Genomic DNA, 22,030 nt, shown 5'->3' on the forward strand with positions numbered 1-22,030 from the left:
ACAACGAGGGGAACGACTTCAATTTTGACGGGATCCCAGACCAGACCTTTACGGGTATTGATACGGACGGTGACGGTCTTGACGATGGTTATGAGGGCAGTGACGTGAACGACGGCTTCGATGTGAACGACGAGATCGATGATCCGGCGAACGACCTTCCCGATACGGACGGCGATGCCAGCACAGATGGTGACGTAAACTACAGGGACCTGGACGATGATGGTGATAATATTGATACCCCGGACGAGGATGCCAATAATGATGGCGATCCCACCAATGACGATACGGACAGTGACGGTACCCCAGATTACCTTGATCCCAATACCCCCTTGGATACAGATGGTGACGGTGTTCCAGATTCTACAGATATAGATGATGATAACGATGGTATCCTGGATATTGATGAATCTGACGATCTCGATCAAAATCCCGTAGATAGGGACAGCGACAATGATGGTATTCCTGATAGGATAGATATAGACAGTGACAACGACGGTATCCCGGACAACGTTGAGGCACAGACCACTTCCGGTTATGTGGCCCCGACCGGCTTGGATGACGATAACGATGGCCTGGACAACGCTTATGAAGGGGCAGGAAACGAAGGCTTGACGCCCGTGGATACGGACGGCGACGGCACCCCTGACCACCTTGACCTGGACAGTGACAATGACCTTGTTCCTGACAACAATGAGGGGAACGACTTCAATTTTGACGGTATCCCAGACCAGACCTTTACGGGTATTGATACGGACGGTGACGGTCTTGACGATGGTTATGAGGGCAGTGACGTGAACGACGGCTTCGATGTGAACGACGAGATCGATGATCCGGCGAACGACCTTCCCGATACGGACGGCGATGCCAGCACAGATGGTGACGTAAACTACAGGGACCTGGACGATGATGGTGATAATATTGATACCCCGGACGAGGATGCCAATAATGATGGCGATCCCACCAATGACGATACGGACGGTGACGGAACCCCAGATTACCTTGATCCCAATACCCCCTTGGATACGGATGGTGATGGAGTAACAGATACAGATGAAAATACAGATGGGACAGATCCAACAGATCCTTGTGATTTTATATTGGCCAGTCAAACAGTAACCCCTTCAGATGAATGGATTGCTCTTGATTGTGACGGCGATGGGGTAACCAACGGTGATGAAGTAACCGATGGTACTGATCCTCTGGATGGTTGTGATTACAATACAGAAAGCATTACTCTTGCCCAAGGTGGGGATTACCTACTTTTGGACTGTGATGGAGATGGAGTGACTAATGGTGATGAATTAACAGATGGCACGGATCCACTGGATTCCTGTGATTTTGTTTTAGCTAGTCAGACTGTGTTGACATCTGAAGAGTGGGAAAATCTCGACTGTGATGGCGATGGAGTTACCAATAGTGATGAAGTTATAGATGCAACCGATCCATTAGATCCTTGTGACCTACTATTAAGTAGTCAAACTTTGGACCCTACGAGCGAATGGAATAATCTGGATTGTGATAGTGATGGAAATCCAAATGGCACAGATCCAAATCCTCTTGTGGCAACTGCTGTAGATGATTCAGGAACGACTATGCCAGAAACAGAAGTGATCATAAATATTTTGGAGAACGATGATTATCTGCCAAATAATGACTCGAACAACCTCGGGACAACTTCCATTACTAGAATTGGAGGCGATGCCACAGGAACTGTATCCTTTAATGCAGAAACAGGGGAATTATCCTATATTCCTGATGGTTCTGAAACAGATATGAGTGTAACAGTCATTTATGAAGTTTGTAATACTGATCCTGATCCAGATGTTTGTGCCTCAGCAACGGTAACAATTGTTATTGAAGCTGGTGTAATGACCATAGATGCAGTAGATGATAATTATTCTATTGATTTTGTTATCGGTAGAGAAGGAGGGTTAATAGAGGGTAGTAATGTATTGTTAAATGATACTCTTGATGGAGAACCAGTCGATTTGGATGATGTGACAATTACATCTACACCTACGAATGTATTAAGGGTAAATGAAAACGGGACCGTAAGTGTAATTGATGATAAAGTGTCTTCAGGTACGTATACCATTGAATATACCATTTGTGAAAAGGCTAATCCTGATAATTGTGACACCGCAATTGTAACGGTATCCATAGGCATCTTATCGAGAGGACCTATTGAAGTAAACCAATTGGTGACTCCAAATAGTGATGGTAAAAACGACTTTTTATTCATCAGAAATGTGGATCTGGCTCTTAATAACTCTATTAAAATATTCAATAGATGGGGTAAAGCCGTTTACGAAGGAAGAGGTTATAACAACCAGAATAATGTGTTCGATGGCAAATCTAAAGTAAGGTCAACCATTGGTGCTGGGGATTACCTACCAGCTGGAGTATATTTTTATATATTTGAATATACCTTTGAACAAGAAAATATTTCAGAAAGTGGTTACATATATATCAGTCAATAATATACCTAATAGGTTATGATCAAGAGCAAAAAGTATTTTATACCATTAGTGCTATTATTTGCCATTGTTGAGATCGTACATGGGCAGCAAGATGCCCAATACACCCAATATATGTTCAACACCCTCAGTGTAAACCCTGCCTATGCCGGCTCACGAGGGCAATTGAGTATTGCGGGACTTTATAGGTCGCAATGGGTAGGTTTGGAAGGTTCACCCACCACACAAACCCTGAACATACATTCGCCTATCCAAAACAGTAGGGTGGGTTATGGCTTCTCCATAGTCAATGATGAGATTGGAGATGGCGTTGTTCAAGAAACATACTTTGATGCCGTGGTATCATATACCATAGAAGTTGCACGTGATGCGAAGTTATCATTCGGATTAAAAGCCGGAGGTAACTTGCTAAACCTGGATTTCAATGGGTTGCGTAATTTCGATGCCGAAGCAACAGACGGGAATAATATTGATAATAAGTTTTCACCCAACTTTGGATTTGGAGCATACTATCATACGAACGTGTTTTATCTTGGACTTTCAGCACCCAATGTTTTGGAAACAAAGCATTTTGACAATTCCAATAACGACGCCAATAGCACCAACTTCCTCTCCAAAGAAAGAATCAATTTTTATTTGATCACGGGTTATGTATTTGATGTAAACCCTGTACTAAAATTTAAACCGGCTTTATTGACCAAAGTTGTTAGCGGTGCTCCCTTACAAGTAGACCTCTCTGCCAACTTTATGTTCAATGAGAAATTTACTTTTGGAGCGGCCTATCGTTGGGATGCGGCAGTTAGTGCTCTGGCAGGATTTCAAATAACGGATCAGTTTATGGTTGGTCTGGCCTATGATCGGGAGACAACCGATCTGGGAGGAACCCAATTTAATGATGGATCTTTTGAGGTGTTTTTAAGATTCGAATTGGTAAAATCCTACAGACGCTTGGTTTCTCCTCGTTTCTTCTAAAAATTATAAAATGATAAAAAGAATACTTTTAGTAATTGTCTTAACTTTTATAGGGTCAGGGACATTGGTTGCGCAGGAGCGACTAATAGAGAAGGCGAACCAAAAGTATGAAGAATACTCTTTTAGTCCGGCTATAGATATCTATAAAAAAGTTTTGGAAAAGGGATTTGTAACCTCGGACATGCTTAAGAAATTAGGGAATGCCTATTATTTTAAGGCAGATTATGCAGAAGCTGCAAAAGTTTACAAAAGGTTAGTGGACGAGTATCCGACAGATCTGGCTCCTGAATATTATTTCCGTTATGCACAAGTACTAAAGTCCTTGGGCAATTACTCAGAATCGGACGCTGTAATGTCAAAATTTACACAAATGACATCTGGTGATGAAAGGGCGATGGCCTATAGAAGTGAGCGAAATTATCTGGAAGAGATTAAAGCCAATTCCGGCAGATACGAATTGAAGACTTTTGCCTATAATTCCCCTTATGGTGATTTTGCACCTTCTTATTACAAGCAGGGATTAATTTTTTCCTCCGACAGGGACACTGGTAATTTGGCCAGATACAGACACACATGGACCTCCAAGGACTTTTTGGATCTTTACAAGGTAAATGTGGATAGTGTTTCCAATAATTTGGTGGTTAAATTGGGTGAAAACATCAATACTAGACTTCATGAGTCCACCTCAGCTACAACCAAAAACGGAGAGGTAATCTATTTCACTAGAAATAACCTCTTGGACACTAAAAGTGAGAAGGGGAAGAAGGGAATCATAAGATTAAAAATATATAGGGCTAAATTAGCCAATGGTATTTGGACAGAGGTAGAGGAGCTGCCGTTTAACAGTGATTCCTATTCTGTGGCACATCCGGCGTTAAGTCCAGATGATAGGACATTGTATTTTGCTTCCGATATGCCCGGAACCCTAGGGGAATCCGATCTATTCAAGGTGACCATCAATCAAGATGGTACGTTTAGCTCCCCTGAAAATTTAGGGAATACCATAAATACGGAAGCTAGGGAAACTTTTCCTTTTGTGAGCGATAAAGAGATTTTGTACTTCTCCTCAGATGGACATCCAGGATTAGGGGGATTGGACATTTTTGCAACGAAAATAGCTTTTGGCGATCTTTCTGGAAAAATTGCCAACGTTGGGGAACCCGTGAATAGCAATCTCGATGATTTTACGTACATTTTTAACGAAGAGACCAGAGAAGGTTATTTTGCATCCAACCGCGAAGGTGGGATGGGCGAAGATGATATATATGCCTTTAAGGAAATTGAACCTTTGGTGCTGGAATGTATACAACAGATCACTGGAACGGTAAGGGACAAAATATCCAATGAGGTATTGGTTGGTGCCACAGTAATGGTGATCAATGAGGATAATGTAGAAATATCCAATACGATTACCAATTCCAATGGGGACTATAGCCTGACAGTGGATTGTAACCAAGGCAATTTTGTTAGGGCCTCGACGGAAGGATATACCCCTGCTGAAGAATATTTGGGTATTTCAGATGGAAAGCCTAAGATTATTGATTTTTATCTAGAGCGTGAAACTATAACCGCTGGTTTTGGGGACGATTTGGCTAAGTTATTACAATTGAGTACGATTTATTTTGACTTGAATAAGTACAATATCCGTAAGGATGCGGAGATTGAGATTCAAAAAGTAGTTGCCGCAATGGAAAAGTATCCAAGTTTAAAGATCCAGGTGAATTCACATACGGATAGTAGAGGACCGGATGCCTACAACCTATGGCTATCACAAAGAAGGGCAGAAGCCACGGTTAACTATATGGTTTCCCAAGGTATCTCCAAGGATAGGTTGAACGGTGAAGGCTATGGGGAAACCAGATTGGTAAACAGTTGTGGCAATGGGGTAAAATGTTCTTCTGAAGAACACCAGTTAAACCGTAGATCAGAATTTATCATATTGGAATAACACATCTTTTTAATACTATTTTAAATTGAAATGCAGTTGTGAAAACAACTGCATTTTTTTTAGCTCAATTTCAAATGTACTCCCTTAAAAATATGTATTGGAATGGGATCGATTTTTTTTTAGGGATAAGGGTAGGCAGTGTAAGTGCCACTTTAGGTTGCTCACTTTTTTTAAACTAGGTTGAAGTGGCAATTAACAACGGTTACAGATAGATTTACAACATTATATTTTTTATGCTTGGTTAAATAAATATATTCACCTCTTGATAATAGATTCAAAATAGGTTTGATTATTATCAAGATTATTTATTTAGTATATTTTTAAATATGTCTTTAACCCATAAATTAAAACAGTTTGTTTTAATAGTTTTCCTTATCCTATTTGGTCTTCCTTTATTGGGTCAGGTAACCGGTGATTATAAATCCAAAGCCACAGGACTTTGGAGTAACTCTAGTACCTGGCAAATATATAATGGAACCACATGGGTGAATGCCACTACTTATCCCGGCCAAAACAGTAATGTAGGCACTGTAACTATTGGTAGTGGTAATACAGTAACCTTGAATGTAAATATTACTTCTTATACCATAAATAAGCTAATTATTGGAGATCGATCTGGTGCAAACGATAATCTTTCATTACCAGATAATGGGAGTTTTCAAGTTAACATAATGCAAGTATCGGTGGAGACCGATGGTATTCTATCATGGATTAAAAATGCGGATTTGTATTTACCTGAAGGTTCTCAAATATACAATAATGGTGGGCAGATTAGAACAGATAAAAATTGTAATGCCTCCCAAAACATTTTTATAGGATCTGAAAAATTTTCAAACTGTAATGGAAATGGGGGAGTCGATTATTCTTTTGATGATATTGAATCGGCACTTCCTCCTCCTACAAGCAATGGTGATATTACCGATTGCGAAAATGACCCTATTCAAACCCTGACAGCTTCTGCAACACCTCCTTCTGGAGCGTATGTAGAATGGTTTACAGCTTCTAGTGGTGGTACTCCAGTTTCTCCAACACTTAATACGGTTGGAAATGTTACGTATTACGGAGAAAGTGTAGACAATACAGATTCCAATCGGAGAAGCTTATTTAGGACTGCTGTCACCCTAACTATTCTTCCCAAGCCTACAATATCGGTGAGCAGTGCACCTACATGTGTTTTTGCTTTATTTGCACCTACGACTTACAGAATGGAGGTAACAGTCAGTACTGGTAGTGTTACGAGTACTGCAGGGACCGTCACAAACCCTTCTGGTAATAGATGGGCAATTTCTAATATCCCAGATGGCACTAACATAGTCGTTACGGTTACCGATGCCAATGGCTGTACCAATCAACTTCCTGTTACCGCACCAAATTGCTCCTGTCCTGTGGTAAACGCCCCTACTAGCGGAGGTAATAGGTCTTTTTGTGCAGGAGATCCGGTACCGAGCATTACAGCAACAGTAGGATTGGGTGAAACGGTGGACTGGTATAATTCAGCTAGTGGAGGAACATTATTATTAATGGGCAATACAACTTACACCCCTGCTGGTCCAGGAACTTATTATGCAGAAGCAAGGAATACCACAACCAACTGCCTTAGTGGCGCAAGGACGGCTATTACCGTCACCCAGAATTCTCCGTCTACTGCATCTATTGGGCCAAACCAATCGATTTTCACTGGTGGTAATGCAATATTTACAGTCACAACCACGAATGCCGATACCTATCAATGGCAGGTGAGTACAGATGGGGGAACGGTTTTTAATAACATTGTAAATGGGGCGGAATATGCAGGAACACAGTCTACGGCTCTTACTGTTAAGACGGCAGAAGTAAATAAAAACGGTTATAGGTATCGAGTCTTGGCTTCGAAAGCAGGGTCGAGTTGCCCACCTACAATTTCCGCTTCAGCCTTATTGACTATTAAGGTGAAAACAGTTATAACTACTAGGAGAATTACACATAGGGTAAAAAAGAGTTAAACAAACTACATTTTTCTGCCATACAGTCAACTGGATGGAGTGGGTTCAACATTATACCGAATCAACTTGAAATGTGATGTTTAATTGCTAAACCACCTATTAACATTCCATTTATTTAACTTCTTTAAAATTTCCTCCAATCTAATTTAGGTATGAGCTAATAGAATTATTCTGGTAAAAATAATTTTCTTTAATAATAGTGCGCATTTTTTTCAGATCCGTAATTCTCGTAATTCCGATATAATGGAAAATATAAAGATCGCGAGATGTAAATTGTTTATTACAAAGGTTTTAAGAAGGTGTAACTGTTAAAATAAGATATATTATTGTCCATCAACCTCAAAAAACACCTTGTTAAGCCTGATGAAACCACCCTACACAACATTTATTGGGCATGTACGTCCGATACCCTTACTTTTGAAGGGTAAACAAATAGATGACCTTAAAGCAATCACATATCAAGTTTTTTAACCAAAACATACTGTTACTGGTCCTCTTAGTTTTGGGCTCCTTTGTCAATGCCCAGCAAAATCCTGGAGTTGGCGCAAATTTTGGGCTGGAGGCCGATATTATTTCTGGGACTACAAATGCCAATACAGATGACTGGTTCCTTGGAAGCTCTGGTTTTGGTGTAATAGATGAATCTCAATTGGGAACCTTTCAAGGTATTATAAATTCATCCCAAAATTTACCCTTCGATACTAGAATGAGTGTAGATAATTTCTCCTCCCCCAATGGCTATATTTGGTACGCAGCGAGATTTGGCCACGATTATCTCAGTCAAGGAAACGGCAATAAGGATAAGACTACTTTTGGAAACGGTTCTAAAAATGCACAAAACCCTAATACCCAGTGGAATGTTGGAGAGTCCTCCTTGACCTCAAATGTGGATATTATTGATAGTTATGTGCATATGCGTAGAGATGGGGTGGATACTGGGGATGACCTTTGGGTGAATCTTGGAGTTTCTACTCTAAAGGCGAATGGGGCACGTTTCATAGATTTTGAATTATACGTTCAGGAATTGTTTTTGACCGGAAACAGTTTTACTAATGTAGGACCAAATGAAGGACACACGGCTTGGCAGTTTGATGCTTTTGGGAACGTTACTCAGGTAGGTGATGTAGTTATTGGTTTCGCCTTTTCAGGGTCTGGTGTTTCCGGTATTGAAGTTCGCGTTTGGGTTTCTAAAGTTGACTATACGTTTAATAGAGGTTTTAATTATACGTCCATAGATGGGGCCACCAATGGTTCGGTCTATGGTTATGCCAGTATTAATTTTGCGGGAAATACCTTTAGTAAGGTAAATACCACAGCTACAACCGGACCCCCTTGGGGTACGTATGCTACGGGGCTTACCCCGGCAGTAAATTACGAACCCGAAGCCTTTGCGGAAATAGGGGTGAACTTTACAGGAATAGGCTTTGATCCAAGAAGCTTGTTTGGCCCGGGCGCTGCATGTGACTCCCCATTTAGTTCTGTTTTGGTCAAAACCAGGTCTTCTGCATCATTTACTTCCTCCTTGTCCGATTTTGCCGGGCCTTATGACTTTTTGGGCGGAGCATCGGATGGACAACTGGATACCAGTATAAAGGATCCTGGAACATTTAGTGGATGTATCCCAAATGAAACATTGACCCTTGAGGCAAATTTCGATTCCGTAAGCGCTGAATATTATTGGACTTCGGATACCCCGGGAGTAACATTTCCCGATGGTACGACTTCAAAATCCGGAGTATATCTAACCTCTGTGGATATTGATACGCCAGGGGATTATACATTAAACATCGCACCTTTGCCAGGATGTACGCCCGATCCTTCCAATGCAACAACAATTACGGCACAAGAAGATTTGGCGGTATCGATAACATTTCAACCCACTGATCAGGTGGTTTGTGATGGGGATTTGGCACAATTCAATGTAGGCACGGCAAATGCAGACACATTTCAGTGGCAGATGAGTACGGATAATGGTACAACATTTAATGATCTTGCCAATGGGGGATTGTACTCTGGATCAACGACTTCAACCCTTACGGTGAATCCTACAAACACAACTCTAGATGGGTATTTATATAGGCTGAAATCTTCAACCTCAATAAATACGTGTCCGCCTGTTTTATCAGATTCGGCAGTGTTAAGTGTAGGTGGCTTTGTTTCCATTGATTCTCAACCTATAGATACTAATGTTTTTGCCGGGGATTCGGCTATTTTAACTGTTTCAGCATCCAGTGCCAATGCCTATCAATGGCAGGTAAGTGATGATAATGGGGTAACATTTACTGATTTGACAAATGGCGTGAATTATTCGGGGGTCACCACTTCATCGTTGACCGTTTCCAACATGGATATTGATTTCTCTGGTTTTCAATACAGGGTCATTGCATCCAATACCTCTCCAGCCTGCCCCAGCTCTGAAACTTCTTCCCATGCCACTCTTACAGTGCAAGTAAATGGGGTTATTTCAAATAGGAGGATTACGCATAGGGTGAAAAAGAACTAAATCAAGGGCTTTTAAATAATTTACAATTGTCTTATAATTGATTCAAAAATCACTTAAATAGGTCGGTCGAATTAAAGTCACTTCGAATAATTGGTATTATACCTCTATTTTGATTCAGCATACAACATTCTTAAATCACGTGTCAAATCTATGTTTACATTTGGTACGTTGATCTCCTAGGATCACTACTACATAATGAAAACAGGGATGTTCCTTCAAAAAAGAATGCCTATTCTTTTTATAGTGTTCTTCAGCTTTTTCCAATCTTTTGGACAGCAGACCTTTTTAGATAATTTCAATACCGTTTCTTATTCCAACAATAACGGAACTTCCAGTTTTTCATCCAACTGGATCGAAACAGGAGATGATGGAAATCCGGCAACGGGCCGCTTGCTTATTACATCAAATCAATTGCGTTTTAATAGAATAGATACTCGTACAATTAGAAGAAATTTAAATTTAACGGGGGCCACGGGCGTCATCCTATCCTTTGATTATGATGCAACTTCTAGAGGGGGCGAAGACCTTTTGGTACAGTTATGGAACAATACAACCTCTACATTTGTCACGGTTGGAAGCATAAATACGGATAGGACCGGAACTTTTACGTATACATTACCGGCAGCACTAATTTCAGTAAACTCTGCCATTCAGTTTATTACTGGCAGTGGAAACTGGGATGCCGGAGATATCATTAATTTAGATAATCTTTTGTTCACTGCGGCTTATGGACCATACTTAACCATAAATGATGTTACGGTGGCCGAGGAAGCAGGGAATGCCATTTTTACAGTAACCTTACAGCAAAATGTGGCTGGAGGATTTAATGTTAATTATACAAGTTCGGATGGGATTGCTGTGGCAGGATCTGATTATACCCCTGTTAATGGTACGCTGAATTTTTCAGGAGTAAGTGGGGAAACAAGGACTATTACCGTGCCTATTAGAGACAATTCTTATGGAGAGAATACTGAAAACTTTTTTATCCTGCTTTCCAATCCAACCAATGGTGTCGTTCTTTTAGATGCCGTAGGGGAGGGAAATATAACAGATACCGACCCTCCAGTGACCAATAATGTGCCATTGGCATTATATAAAGAATTTAGTGGTTACTATGATTATACAACCACCGGTGGATCTTTAAGAACTCAAACGAACGGGGTCAATGCCTGTTCTATTACCACTACTTCTTCAAATACATTGCTATCCCCGGTAAATGCCGGAGCAACAATAGAGAGGGCTTATTTATCTTGGGCTCATTCAAGTTTTGTCATTGATGATATGGTCACCTTTGAAGGGCAAACCGTTATGGCTGATGTGATTTATGGCTCCACGTTGACCAACAGGCAGTTTTACGGTTATCTGAGTGATGTAACAAACATTGTGAAAGGTATTCCTAATATTTCTTCAAATGTCTTTGACTTCACAGATCTGACAATAGACACCTCTAGCACGTTTTGTTCTTCACAAACTGTTATGGGAGGTTGGACATTAATGGTGTTTTATGAGTTACCAACATTGCCAGCGGTAACCATTAACCTCTACCAAGGATTTAGTGGGGAGAGTAATTCCTCTTCCAGTTACACCCTTTCAGGATTTTTCGCCATCGGTGCCAGTGGTTCCAAAACTACAGTTGTTTCTTGGGAAGGGGATCAGACTTTGGCCAACAATGAACGCCTATCGGTTGCTTCAGGTTTAGGACTGGGGATTACGCTATCTGGAGACGGGGATAATAATGGGATTACCGTAAATAACCCATTTAACTCAACCATTTTTGATAATACGGTTACCCCTAATATCAATATAACCACCTCCCATGGGCTGGATTTGGATACGTATGACATATCCTCTGTAGTTCAGCCAGGGGAATCCTCTGTTACCACTACAGTACAGTCGGGCCAAGATTTTGTAATCGTTAATTCAGTTTTGTTAAAAGTGCCTTCCAATTTGATTACCGGTTTAGTGTACGAAGATGTAAATTACCCTGGCGGTGCAGGTAGAAATGCAGTAGTATCCTCGGGAAAACCTGTAGTTGGGGCTCGAGTGGAACTTTTTGATTCTTCTGGAAGTTTATATCGTACGACAACCACGGGAACCGATGGGAAATATGTGGTAGGGGGTATGGCCAATGGCACATATAGGGCAAGGGTAGTGAACTCATCCGTTAAATCTACACGGGGTGGTGGAGCTGCTTGTTCCACATGTCTCCCTATTCAGACCTTTAGAAGGTTTTATAATGCAGGAGGATTTGTCAATGTACCTAATGAAGTTGGGGGTGCAAACCCCGCCGGACAGGATCCTGGGAACAACACCTTAGCTGGGGCCCAGAGCGTCTCTTCGGTCCTAGTTTTGTCCAACGGCATAGTGGGCATCGATTTTGGATATAATTTCAATACTATTGTTAATACAAATCAAGTCGGGCAGGGTTCGCTGAATCAGTTTATTGTAAATGCCAACAATTTGGATGAGACAGGGTTGGACATTGCGGCTAATAGTATTTTTGATCCAGCAGCGGGAGAGGACACTTCTATATTTATGATACCGCCAACAGGAGATGCCTTGGGAAGGACGGCGAGTACCACATATTCTAGTGGTTATTTTGATATTTTTATTACCGATGCCCAACAATTGGCTACAATGACCGCGGCGAATACTATAATAGATGGGAGGACCCAAACTGCCTATTCAGGAAATACCAATCCAAGCACTTTGGGAGCTGGGGGAACACCTGTGGGGGTAACTGGAACATCACTCTTTAATTTTAACCGTCCCGAAATACAAGTCCATCGAAATGGAGGGGACGTTTTTACTACCCAAGGCAACAACGTTTCGATAAGAAATATTGCCGTTTATTCCAATGATAAAGCTGGTATTCGGGTGAATGCCGGTCTTACCTATATTTTTGAAAACATTATAGGAGTCAATGCCCTCGGCATAAAATCAGGGGCGATCCAATACGGTACCGAAGTACGTGGTGGTACGGCAAGAATTGCCCGAAACTTTTTCCATGGCTCTGATGTAGCTGGGGTTCGTATCAATGGGGGTTCCAATTCCATTCTAGAGTACAACCATATCTTTCAAAATGGTGCTGGGACTACCTGTATGGATAATATTTTGATCGATAATGGATCTGGTATAATTATTAGAAATAACCTCATCAATGATGCGGCTGGAATTGGTATTGAAGGAGCTAATTATTCTGGTGGCCTAGTTATTACTGATAATACAATAACCGGGAACGGAATCAGTCCCGTAGCCTGTGGTGGAGGAATTTTTGATGATGCGGGTATTCGTTTAAAGGCGGCTACCGCAGAGGTCTCCAAGAACATTATACATGGAAATAGAGGAGAGGGCGTTGTGGTTGCGGAAAATGTGACCGGTATCTGGATTACACAAAATTCAATGTACAACAATGGTCTAAGGGCTCCTTCCTTGGGTATAGATTTGGATAAATCCAAAAAAACAGGGGATGGTGTTACCTTAAATGATAATGGTGATGGGGACAGTGGTCCAAATAACCTGAACAACTTTCCTATTTTTAAAACGATATCCACTAATGGAGCCAATCTTATTGTTCAGGGGTGGGCCCGCCCAGGAGCTATAATAGAACTGTTCATATCAGACGTTTCTCTGGGAACTGCGCTTCCAGGAGCAAATCAGTTAGGGTATAGTTCCGATTATGGGGAAGGGCAAACTTATTTAGCCACTATAATTGAAGGGTCTGCTGGGGATCTGGACACCGGAGTGTCCAACTATTCTGATGTCGATGGAAATATTGACAACACCAATAATTTTAAATTTTCAATACCACTCCCTTTTGGGGCTATGGTGGGACAAAAGATTACCGCTACTTCTACAATTGCCAATAGCACCTCAGAATTTTCACCTTTGTCAACAATTAAGGTGAGTACCATCATCACCAATAGAAGAATAACCTATAGGGTGAATAAGAGTTGATTATCCATTATTACTCTTTAGAAATTAAATCTTTAGAAAAACTAGGTGCGTAATATTAAAATTCAGTTTAATTGTAGCGCATTATGACGGTGTTATATTGTAGTTTATTTGGTCTTCATCTATAAAAATAAGTGATTATTTTGGTTAATTAAAACATTGAATTACAATAGATTACTTTCAAAAAATCGTTGTAATACACTATTTTTCATAATTCTAAACCTCAGGAATATAGGAATAAACACTACCTGAAGGGGCATACACAACATTTATTAGAAATCGAATGACCATGGGGCTATTTTTATAATGTGAAAATAAATCGATTGTATTGTTGGATTTTGCAATTGATTTATCATCAGCATATTATGAGGAACAATAGCTTCTTGATAATCTCTAATAATGCCTCCAAAATATTGTTGGCAGTATTTCTTCTATCAGTGTTTGGAACTTCTGCCCAAACTACTTTCACAGAAAGTGCAGCATTATACGGATTAAATATTGGAGGTAAGAAGGACGGGGGACATGCTTGGGCAGATTATGATCTGGATGGGGACTTCGACTTGGTGATCAATACCAATGGCCGTGGCTATCTAATGCGAAATGATGGTGGGAGCTTTTCCGACCAGACTGCAACTTTGGCTCCCGACTTTATGGCGGGGAGTCTTGAGAGGACAGCCCTCTTTGTAGATTTTAATAATGATGGTTACCCAGATATATTTAGGAACAAGCATAATGATGTTCGCATTTACTTGCAAGATCCATTAACGAATAAATTTGGTAATGGTTTGGGAGGGACGGCCCCTAATCAACAATTTACCTCCATGACCGATGGAATGAATACGGAAGGTGCCGGGGCTTTGGATTACGATGGTGATGGGGACCTGGATCTTTTTTTAGACAATCATAATTTCGGAATTGATATCCTTCAAAATGACGGCAATGGATTTTTTACCCATGTAACCAAAAAAACAGATAGCCCAAATCCTCCATATAATGTGGCGGATCCCAATACATGGCCCCTAGGTCTTGTTCAAGATGCTACAGATGGAGATTATGGTTCAGCAACGGATTTTAATGATGATGGGTGGGTAGATATAGTTGTTAGAAAAAGAGACCAGGTAGATTTATTTACAAACCTTGGGGGTACCTTCCAAGATGGAGTCGATATCGATCAAGCCGATAATGGTAATAAAGGATCGGTAGCTTTTTATGACTTTGATAACGATGGGGATTTTGATCTCTTCTGGACAGAAAATGGTAGCAATCAGATACATAGAAACAATGGTGATGGTACTTGGACGCCTTTAGGGGCTAGTACAGGTATTCCGACAACTCCGCTCAATGGAGAAATTGAAGGATTGGCCTGTGGGGATGTAGATAATGACGGAGATATAGATATTTTTCTAGCCAATGGTAAAGGCGGGGGTGGAGATCTTAGTACGCTTTATCTCAATCAAATCAATGATGGTGGTGGTGCCATGAATTTTATAGATTCCGGACTTACTTTTAGCAATAGAGGAGAGGGTTGTACCTTCATTGACATAGACCAAGATGGGGATTTGGACCTCTATATGAATAGGGATGATAGAGCTAATGTGCTTTATATAAATAATTTAGGAATTTTAGACCGGCCCAACCATTTATATATCAATATTATAGAAGACCGGGATGAATTTGGACTTATCAATACAGAAAAACGTTTTGGTGTAGGTGCAACTTCAAAGATTTTGGATTGCGATGGCAATGTAATTTCTGGAACTAGAGAGGTAAATGGAGGTTATGGCCATGGAACACAACAACCAGGTCTCATCCATTTTGGCTTGCCAAGTGGTCCACTGGTTCCAATTGTTGTTGAGGTTGCGTTTCCAAGAACCGCTGCGGGTAGGGTAGTTGTAAGGAAACAATTAAGACCCATCGATTATTATAATGGTAGTATAAATCTGGTGGATGTTTTTCCAGATTCTGCCAATCTTCCGCCAATAGCCTTAAATGATTATATAACAACTACCCAAGATAGCCCTGTTACGTTTAATCCACTAGTTGATAATGGTGGTGGTGCAGATTCGGATCCAGAGGGGGAACCTTTGGAAGTGATTTCCCTTACGGGAGCTACTAATGGAACAGCTATTCTTAATGGTGATGGTACGGTGACCTACACGCCCAATCCGGGTTTTGCGGGCGGGGACCAGTTTAATTATACCATACGCGATAATGCAAATTGTACTTTTACAGCCGAGGAAAGTACGGCAACCATTTATATTACTATTTACGCCGATTCAGACAATGATTCGATTCCCGATAATACAGATTTGGATGATGACAATGATGGTATTCCAGATACTGATGAACTGGATACCATAGCAAATTACAATCAACCGGCATGCGGGGGAGAAACTACTATGGATTTCAGCTCGGCAGCATCCTTGGAGTCGGGCGTAGATAAACAGCAGGGAGCTGTCTACAGGATTGCAAATGTGACAACTGGCACGGATGCCTTGGTGACGATCACTCAAGTTTTTAATGCAACAGTGTTTAATGTGGATAACAATGGGTCGGATGCTCCAAATTTTAAACCACAAACTGGATTTAATCTTCCAAATATAGGGGATAGGGCTTATGTTGAGTATAAAATTCAATTTGTTACTTCTGGGGGGGCAACGCCTGTTGTAATCCCTAAATTCTTTATGAATTTTAATGATATTGATGGTGGCGCCAGTTACGGAGAAGAAAACTGGGTGGATAATCCTTCAACATATACTGTGGACAATCCTACCGAACTGACCATTACACATGAAGGATCTTGGGTGATTGCTACGGCGGGAAATATAGATCATCCCGGTTCCAGTAATATAGACCCAGAAGTAAATCTTTCCGTTAATTACAATTCCAAATCCGAGATGTCTTTAAGGGTTGGTGCCGTTGCACGTGTTGCTGGGGCCTCAGCAACTGGGAGACAGCATAGTATTGAATTTAACTGTATTACTAATTTCGTGAGCCCTGTTACTTATGGTACAGACAACGATTCGGATGGGATTGCCAATCATATGGATCTAGATAGTGATAATGACGGTATTTTTGATGCAGTGGAAGCAGGCCATAATCGGGCCCATACCAACGGTGTTGTCAATGGTACATATGGCTTGAATGGGTTGGCAGATCTAATTGAAACTACTCCTGAAAGTGGTACTATCAATTATACTATTAGTGATGTAGAGGGCTCAAGTCCCCCTGATTATTTGGATACCGATAGTGATGACGATGGTTGTAGTGATGCCAACGAAGCTTATAATGATCCAAATGCAGATGGAGGGGATAACGAATATTTTGGTTCTGGTAACCCTCCAGCAACGGATACCAACGGAAGAGTGACCGGGGCAGCATATCCAGTACCTACAGATATTGATGGCAATAGTATTTATGATTTCAGGGAGGCAGATAGTGCGTCTGCAATATCAATTCAACCTTCTGATACTGAGGTTTGTCCAGGTTGTACTACATCAATTTTAGTGACAGCTTCTGATGCAGATACATTTCAATGGCAACAATATAATGGTGCTACTTGGGTAGATGTTGTAGATTCTGGGATTCATAGTGGATCCAATACCGATGAACTCACCATTACCAATCCAACCAATGCAGATGACGGCAACCAGTATAGGGTAATCTTATCCAATAGCATGTATATCTGCAGCACCCTTACGTCCAGTGATATGATCTTGACTATAAGAGTAGGTTCTGTCATAAGTAATAGACGCATTACTTACAGGGTAGAGAAGAACTAATAGCCACTATTCTTATAGTACAAATACACTACAATTATTTCTTTGATTTCATCACGAATTCAATTTTCAAATACAAAATCAAACTTTTTATTCTCATAACAGGATCATTTAATTCGATTTTCCAGTATTGGTATAAATTGTAAATGATCAAATAATATAATTTTTGACTCCTCAAATATTTTTTAAAATCCAGTCAATTTTAAGGCTAAAAAAGAGTGCCAAAAAACGCCAAATTAGGATCTGATTTTGGGTTAAAAAGATGTCGATTTGGCAACATTTCCTTTGGATAAAAGGATAGGTTATCACGATGATATGTCGTTCGTAAAGTCTTGATATTACTGTCGTAATCGACTAAAGACATCAGAAAAATATTAAAAATAAAGTTTTGAAACTACACTTTATCGATGGTATACATTACTAATTGGTACTTACACAACATTTATTTTCCTGGCCCTAGCTTCCTGCTAATTTTGTAGCGTGTAATAATATCACTTTGGCATTGAAGATTTTTTTAAGAATTCTTTCCCTGTCAGATGATATTTGAAAAACCAACTTTATGATGAGGTATTCAAAAGACCGAAAGCATAAAAATATTTACAGTAAACCGACAACCATGAGTAAAAAGATTTTATTATTCATTTTCTTGATATCCGGAGTTGCATTTTCGCAAACTACGGTGACTCTTCAAGATCAATGTAATTGCGAGGTACTAAGTGGTACCGCAGTTACCGCTCCAGGGGCTGCTGCTCCAACAGGTGCGGATATTGGAGATATCTATGTGAACACCAATACAGGAACCATTTATTTTTGGGATGGTAATTCTTGGGAACTGACTTCTTCGGATAATCAGCAACTACAGAATTTTAGCTTCAACGCGGGATCAAATCAGTTAACTCTGGTTTTGGAGAACGGTGGTAGCTTAAGTGTGGATTTAAGCAGTTTAAATAATATTGGAACGGATGATCAGACAGCGTCTGAAGTAATCTATGATAATTCAACATCGGGCTTGTCGGCTGGAACGGTGCAATTGGCCATAGACGAAATCAGCAATGCGGCCAATACTGTAAATTTAATTGACAACACGGACGGTACCTATACCTTTACAAAAGCAGATGGTACTACAGTAACTATATCAGATACATCTGTTTCTACCTTAATTAATAATGGAGACAGTACGTTTACCTATACTTCAGAAGATGGAAGTACTACTTTAATAGATATAAGAGATTTTGAAACGTTAACGGCTATCGCGCTTAACGCCGATAATACGAACATAGATTATACGGACGAGGACGGAGTGGTGACACAGTTGAACCTTTCTGCCATCGTTGACAACCTGGAGACGGTGACCACCATTGTGGCCAATGCCAACGGTACTTTTACATATAGTGATGAGGACGGAGTTGATACCATTATAGATATCACCAACCTGGAGACCTTGACCAGTATCGCGCTGAACGCCGATAACACGAACATTGATTATACGGACGAGGACGGGGTCGTTACCCAGTTGAACCTATCGGCCATCGTTGACAACCTGGAAACGGTGACCACTATTGTGGCCAATGCCAACGGTACCTTTACATATAGTGATGAGGACGGGGTTGATACGATCATCGATATCACCAACCTGGAGACCTTGACCAGTATCGCACTGAACGCCGATAACACGAACATAGATTACACGGACGAGGACGGGGTTGTTACCCAGTTGAACCTATCCGCTATCGTTGACAACTTGGAAACGGTGACCACCATTGTGGCCAATGCCAACGGTACTTTTACATATAGTGATGAGGACGGAGTTGATACCATTATAGATATCACCAACCTGGAGACCTTGACCAGTATCGCGCTGAACGCCGATAACACGAACATAGATTATACGGACGAGGACGGAGTTGTTACACAGTTGAACCTATCCGCTATCGTTGACAACCTGGAAACGGTGACCACCATTGTGGCCAATGCCAACGGGACCTTTACATATAGTGATGAGGACGGGGTTGATACGATCATCGATATCACCAATTTGGAGACCTTGACCAGTATCGCGCTGAACGCTGATGATACCAACATAGATTATACGGACGAGGACGGGGTCGTTACCCAGTTGAACCTATCGGCCATCGTTGACAACCTGGAAACGGTGACCACTATTGTGGCCAATGCCAACGGTACCTTTACATATAGTGATGAGGACGGGGTTGATACGATCATCGATATCACCAACCTGGAGACCTTGACCAGTATCGCACTGAACGCCGATAACACGAACATAGATTACACGGACGAGGACGGGGTTGTTACCCAGTTGAACCTATCCGCTATCGTTGACAACTTGGAAACGGTGACCACCATTGTGGCCAATGCCAACGGTACTTTTACATATAGTGATGAGGACGGAGTTGATACCATTATTGATATCACCAACTTGGAGACCTTGACCACTATCGCGCTGAACGCCGATAACACTAACATCGACTATACGGACGAGGACGGGGTTGTTACCCAGCTGAACCTTTCCGCTATCGTTGACAACCTTGAAACGGTGACCACCATTGTGGCCAACGCCAACGGGAGCTTTACCTACACGGACGAGGACGGGGTGGATACGATCATCGATATCGCCAACCTGGAGACCTTGACCACAATCGCGCTGAACGCCGATAATACGAACATCGATTATACGGACGAGGACGGGGTTGTTACCCAGTTGAACCTATCCGCCATTGTGGACAACCTTGAAACGGTGACCACCATAGTGGCCAATGCCAACGGGACCTTTACCTACACGGACGAGGACGGGGTGGATACGATCATCGATATCACCAATCTAGAGACCTTGACCACTATCGCGCTTAACGCCGATAACACGAACATAGATTATACGGACGAGGACGGAGTGGTGACACAGTTGAACCTATCCGCCATCGTTGACAACCTGGAGACGGTGACCACCATTGTGGCCAACGCCAACGGGACCTTTACCTACACGGACGAGGACGGGGTGGATACCATCATCGATATCACCAATTTGGAGACCTTGACCAGTATCGCGCTGAACGCCGATAACACCAACATAGATTATACGGACGAGGACGGGGTCGTTACCCAGCTGAACCTTTCCGCCATTGTGGATAACCTGGAGACGGTGACCACCATTGTGGCCAATGCCAACGGTACTTTTACATATAGTGATGAGGACGGAGTTGATACCATTATAGATATCACCAACCTGGAGACCTTGACCACTATCGCGCTGAACGCCGATAACACGAACATAGATTATACGGACGAGGACGGGGTCGTTACCCAGCTGAACCTTTCCGCTATCGTGGACAACCTTGAGACGGTGACCACCATTGTGGCCAACGCCAACGGTACTTTTACATATAGTGATGAGGACGGGGTTGATACTATTATTGATATCACCAACCTGGAGACCTTGACCAGTATCGCGCTTAATGCCGATAACACGAACATTGATTATACGGATGAGGACGGAGTGGTGACACAATTGAACCTATCCGCTATCGTGGACAACCTTGAAACGGTGACCACCATAGTGGCCAACGCCAACGGTACTTTTACATATAGTGATGAGGACGGTGTGGATACCATCATCGATATCACCAACCTGGAGACCTTGACCAGTATCGCACTGAACGCCGATAATGTGAACATAGATTATACGGATGAAGATGGTGTACTAACTCAAATTGATCTATCTGCATTAGTAGATAATCTGGAAACTGTGACCACAATGGTTGCCAATCCAGGAAGTACTTTTACATACACGGATGAAGCGGGTATTTCTACTATCATTGACGTAAAAAACTTAGAAACATTAACTACAATTCTTAACAATGGTGATGGAACCATCACTTATACCGATGAACTTGGTGCAAATCAGACTATAGTATTGCTAAGTACCGATGTTAATAATGATATAATAGTTGGTTCTGATGGTGGCTTATTTTTAAATGTGGCTTCCGTAACCGTAGCTGAGACTGTTACCAATCTTGTGGATAACCTCGACGGTACAATAACCTATACCAATGAAGACGGTACACCTCAAACGGTAAGTAAGGCTGATATCACGGATAATGCTGATGGTACCTATACTTTTACCAATAATGACGGTAGTGACGTAACAATAAACACTAATGGTGTTGCCATTTCCAATCTTATTGCTGGAAATAGAATTGCAACTATTACCAATGCAGCTGGTGCCAGTTCAGATATTAATGAATCGGTTACAACACTAACGGATAACCTTAATGGAACTTTTACTTATACATCTGAAAATGGTACTGTAACTACGTTCGATGCTAAGATCGCCAGTGTGGTCGATAACGCAGATGGAACATATACGATTACGGACGACTTTGGAGTAGCGGTGACTGTTG

At 41.4% G+C, this 22,030-nt stretch carries 8 protein-coding genes; all 8 read left to right on the forward strand.

Annotated elements, in window-relative coordinates; all coding sequences use genetic code 11:
* A partial coding sequence (locus ABXZ32_RS15695; RefSeq protein ID WP_354619631.1) for a T9SS type B sorting domain-containing protein occupies positions 1-2,480 on the forward strand: 2,480 nt, incomplete at its 5' end.
* 15 nt (positions 2,481-2,495) lie between these two features.
* Positions 2,496-3,449, forward strand: a complete 954-nt coding sequence (locus ABXZ32_RS15700) for a PorP/SprF family type IX secretion system membrane protein (RefSeq protein WP_354619632.1) — start codon at positions 2,496-2,498, stop codon at positions 3,447-3,449.
* Positions 3,450-3,459: 10 nt separating this feature from the next.
* The gene (locus tag ABXZ32_RS15705) at positions 3,460-5,397 is read left to right on the forward strand and encodes an OmpA family protein (protein WP_354619633.1); all 1,938 of its coding nucleotides are present in this window, start codon (positions 3,460-3,462) and stop codon (positions 5,395-5,397) included.
* Positions 5,398-5,723: 326 nt separating this feature from the next.
* A complete protein-coding gene (locus ABXZ32_RS15710; protein WP_354619634.1) occupies positions 5,724-7,379 on the forward strand; it encodes an immunoglobulin domain-containing protein in 1,656 nt (551 codons plus the stop codon).
* A gap of 436 nt (positions 7,380-7,815) precedes the next feature.
* Positions 7,816-9,882 (forward strand): hypothetical protein, encoded by a 2,067-nt coding sequence (locus ABXZ32_RS15715; RefSeq protein ID WP_354619635.1) that lies wholly within the window; start codon positions 7,816-7,818, stop codon positions 9,880-9,882.
* A 207-nt stretch (positions 9,883-10,089) separates the two neighbouring features.
* Positions 10,090-13,839, forward strand: coding sequence for a beta strand repeat-containing protein (locus ABXZ32_RS15720; protein WP_354619636.1), 3,750 nt, complete (start codon positions 10,090-10,092; stop codon positions 13,837-13,839).
* A 362-nt stretch (positions 13,840-14,201) separates the two neighbouring features.
* Positions 14,202-17,618 (forward strand): FG-GAP-like repeat-containing protein, encoded by a 3,417-nt coding sequence (locus ABXZ32_RS15725; protein ID WP_354619637.1) that lies wholly within the window; start codon positions 14,202-14,204, stop codon positions 17,616-17,618.
* 613 nt (positions 17,619-18,231) lie between these two features.
* Positions 18,232-22,030 (forward strand): beta strand repeat-containing protein (locus tag ABXZ32_RS15730; RefSeq protein ID WP_408017382.1); only part of this gene is annotated, 3,799 nt, incomplete at its 3' end.

The organism is Sediminicola luteus, from assembly GCF_040566555.1.
GTDB lineage: Bacteria > Bacteroidota > Bacteroidia > Flavobacteriales > Flavobacteriaceae > Sediminicola.

Coding starts and splice junctions, on each gene's coding strand:
- ABXZ32_RS15720 (WP_354619636.1), top strand. CDS start 10,090: ATGTTCCTTCAAAAAAGAATGCCTATTCTTTTTATAGTGTTCTTCAGC.
- ABXZ32_RS15700 (WP_354619632.1), top strand. CDS start 2,496: ATGATCAAGAGCAAAAAGTATTTTATACCATTAGTGCTATTATTTGCC.
- ABXZ32_RS15725 (WP_354619637.1), top strand. CDS start 14,202: ATGAGGAACAATAGCTTCTTGATAATCTCTAATAATGCCTCCAAAATA.
- ABXZ32_RS15710 (WP_354619634.1), top strand. CDS start 5,724: ATGTCTTTAACCCATAAATTAAAACAGTTTGTTTTAATAGTTTTCCTT.
- ABXZ32_RS15705 (WP_354619633.1), top strand. CDS start 3,460: ATGATAAAAAGAATACTTTTAGTAATTGTCTTAACTTTTATAGGGTCA.
- ABXZ32_RS15715 (WP_354619635.1), top strand. CDS start 7,816: ATGACCTTAAAGCAATCACATATCAAGTTTTTTAACCAAAACATACTG.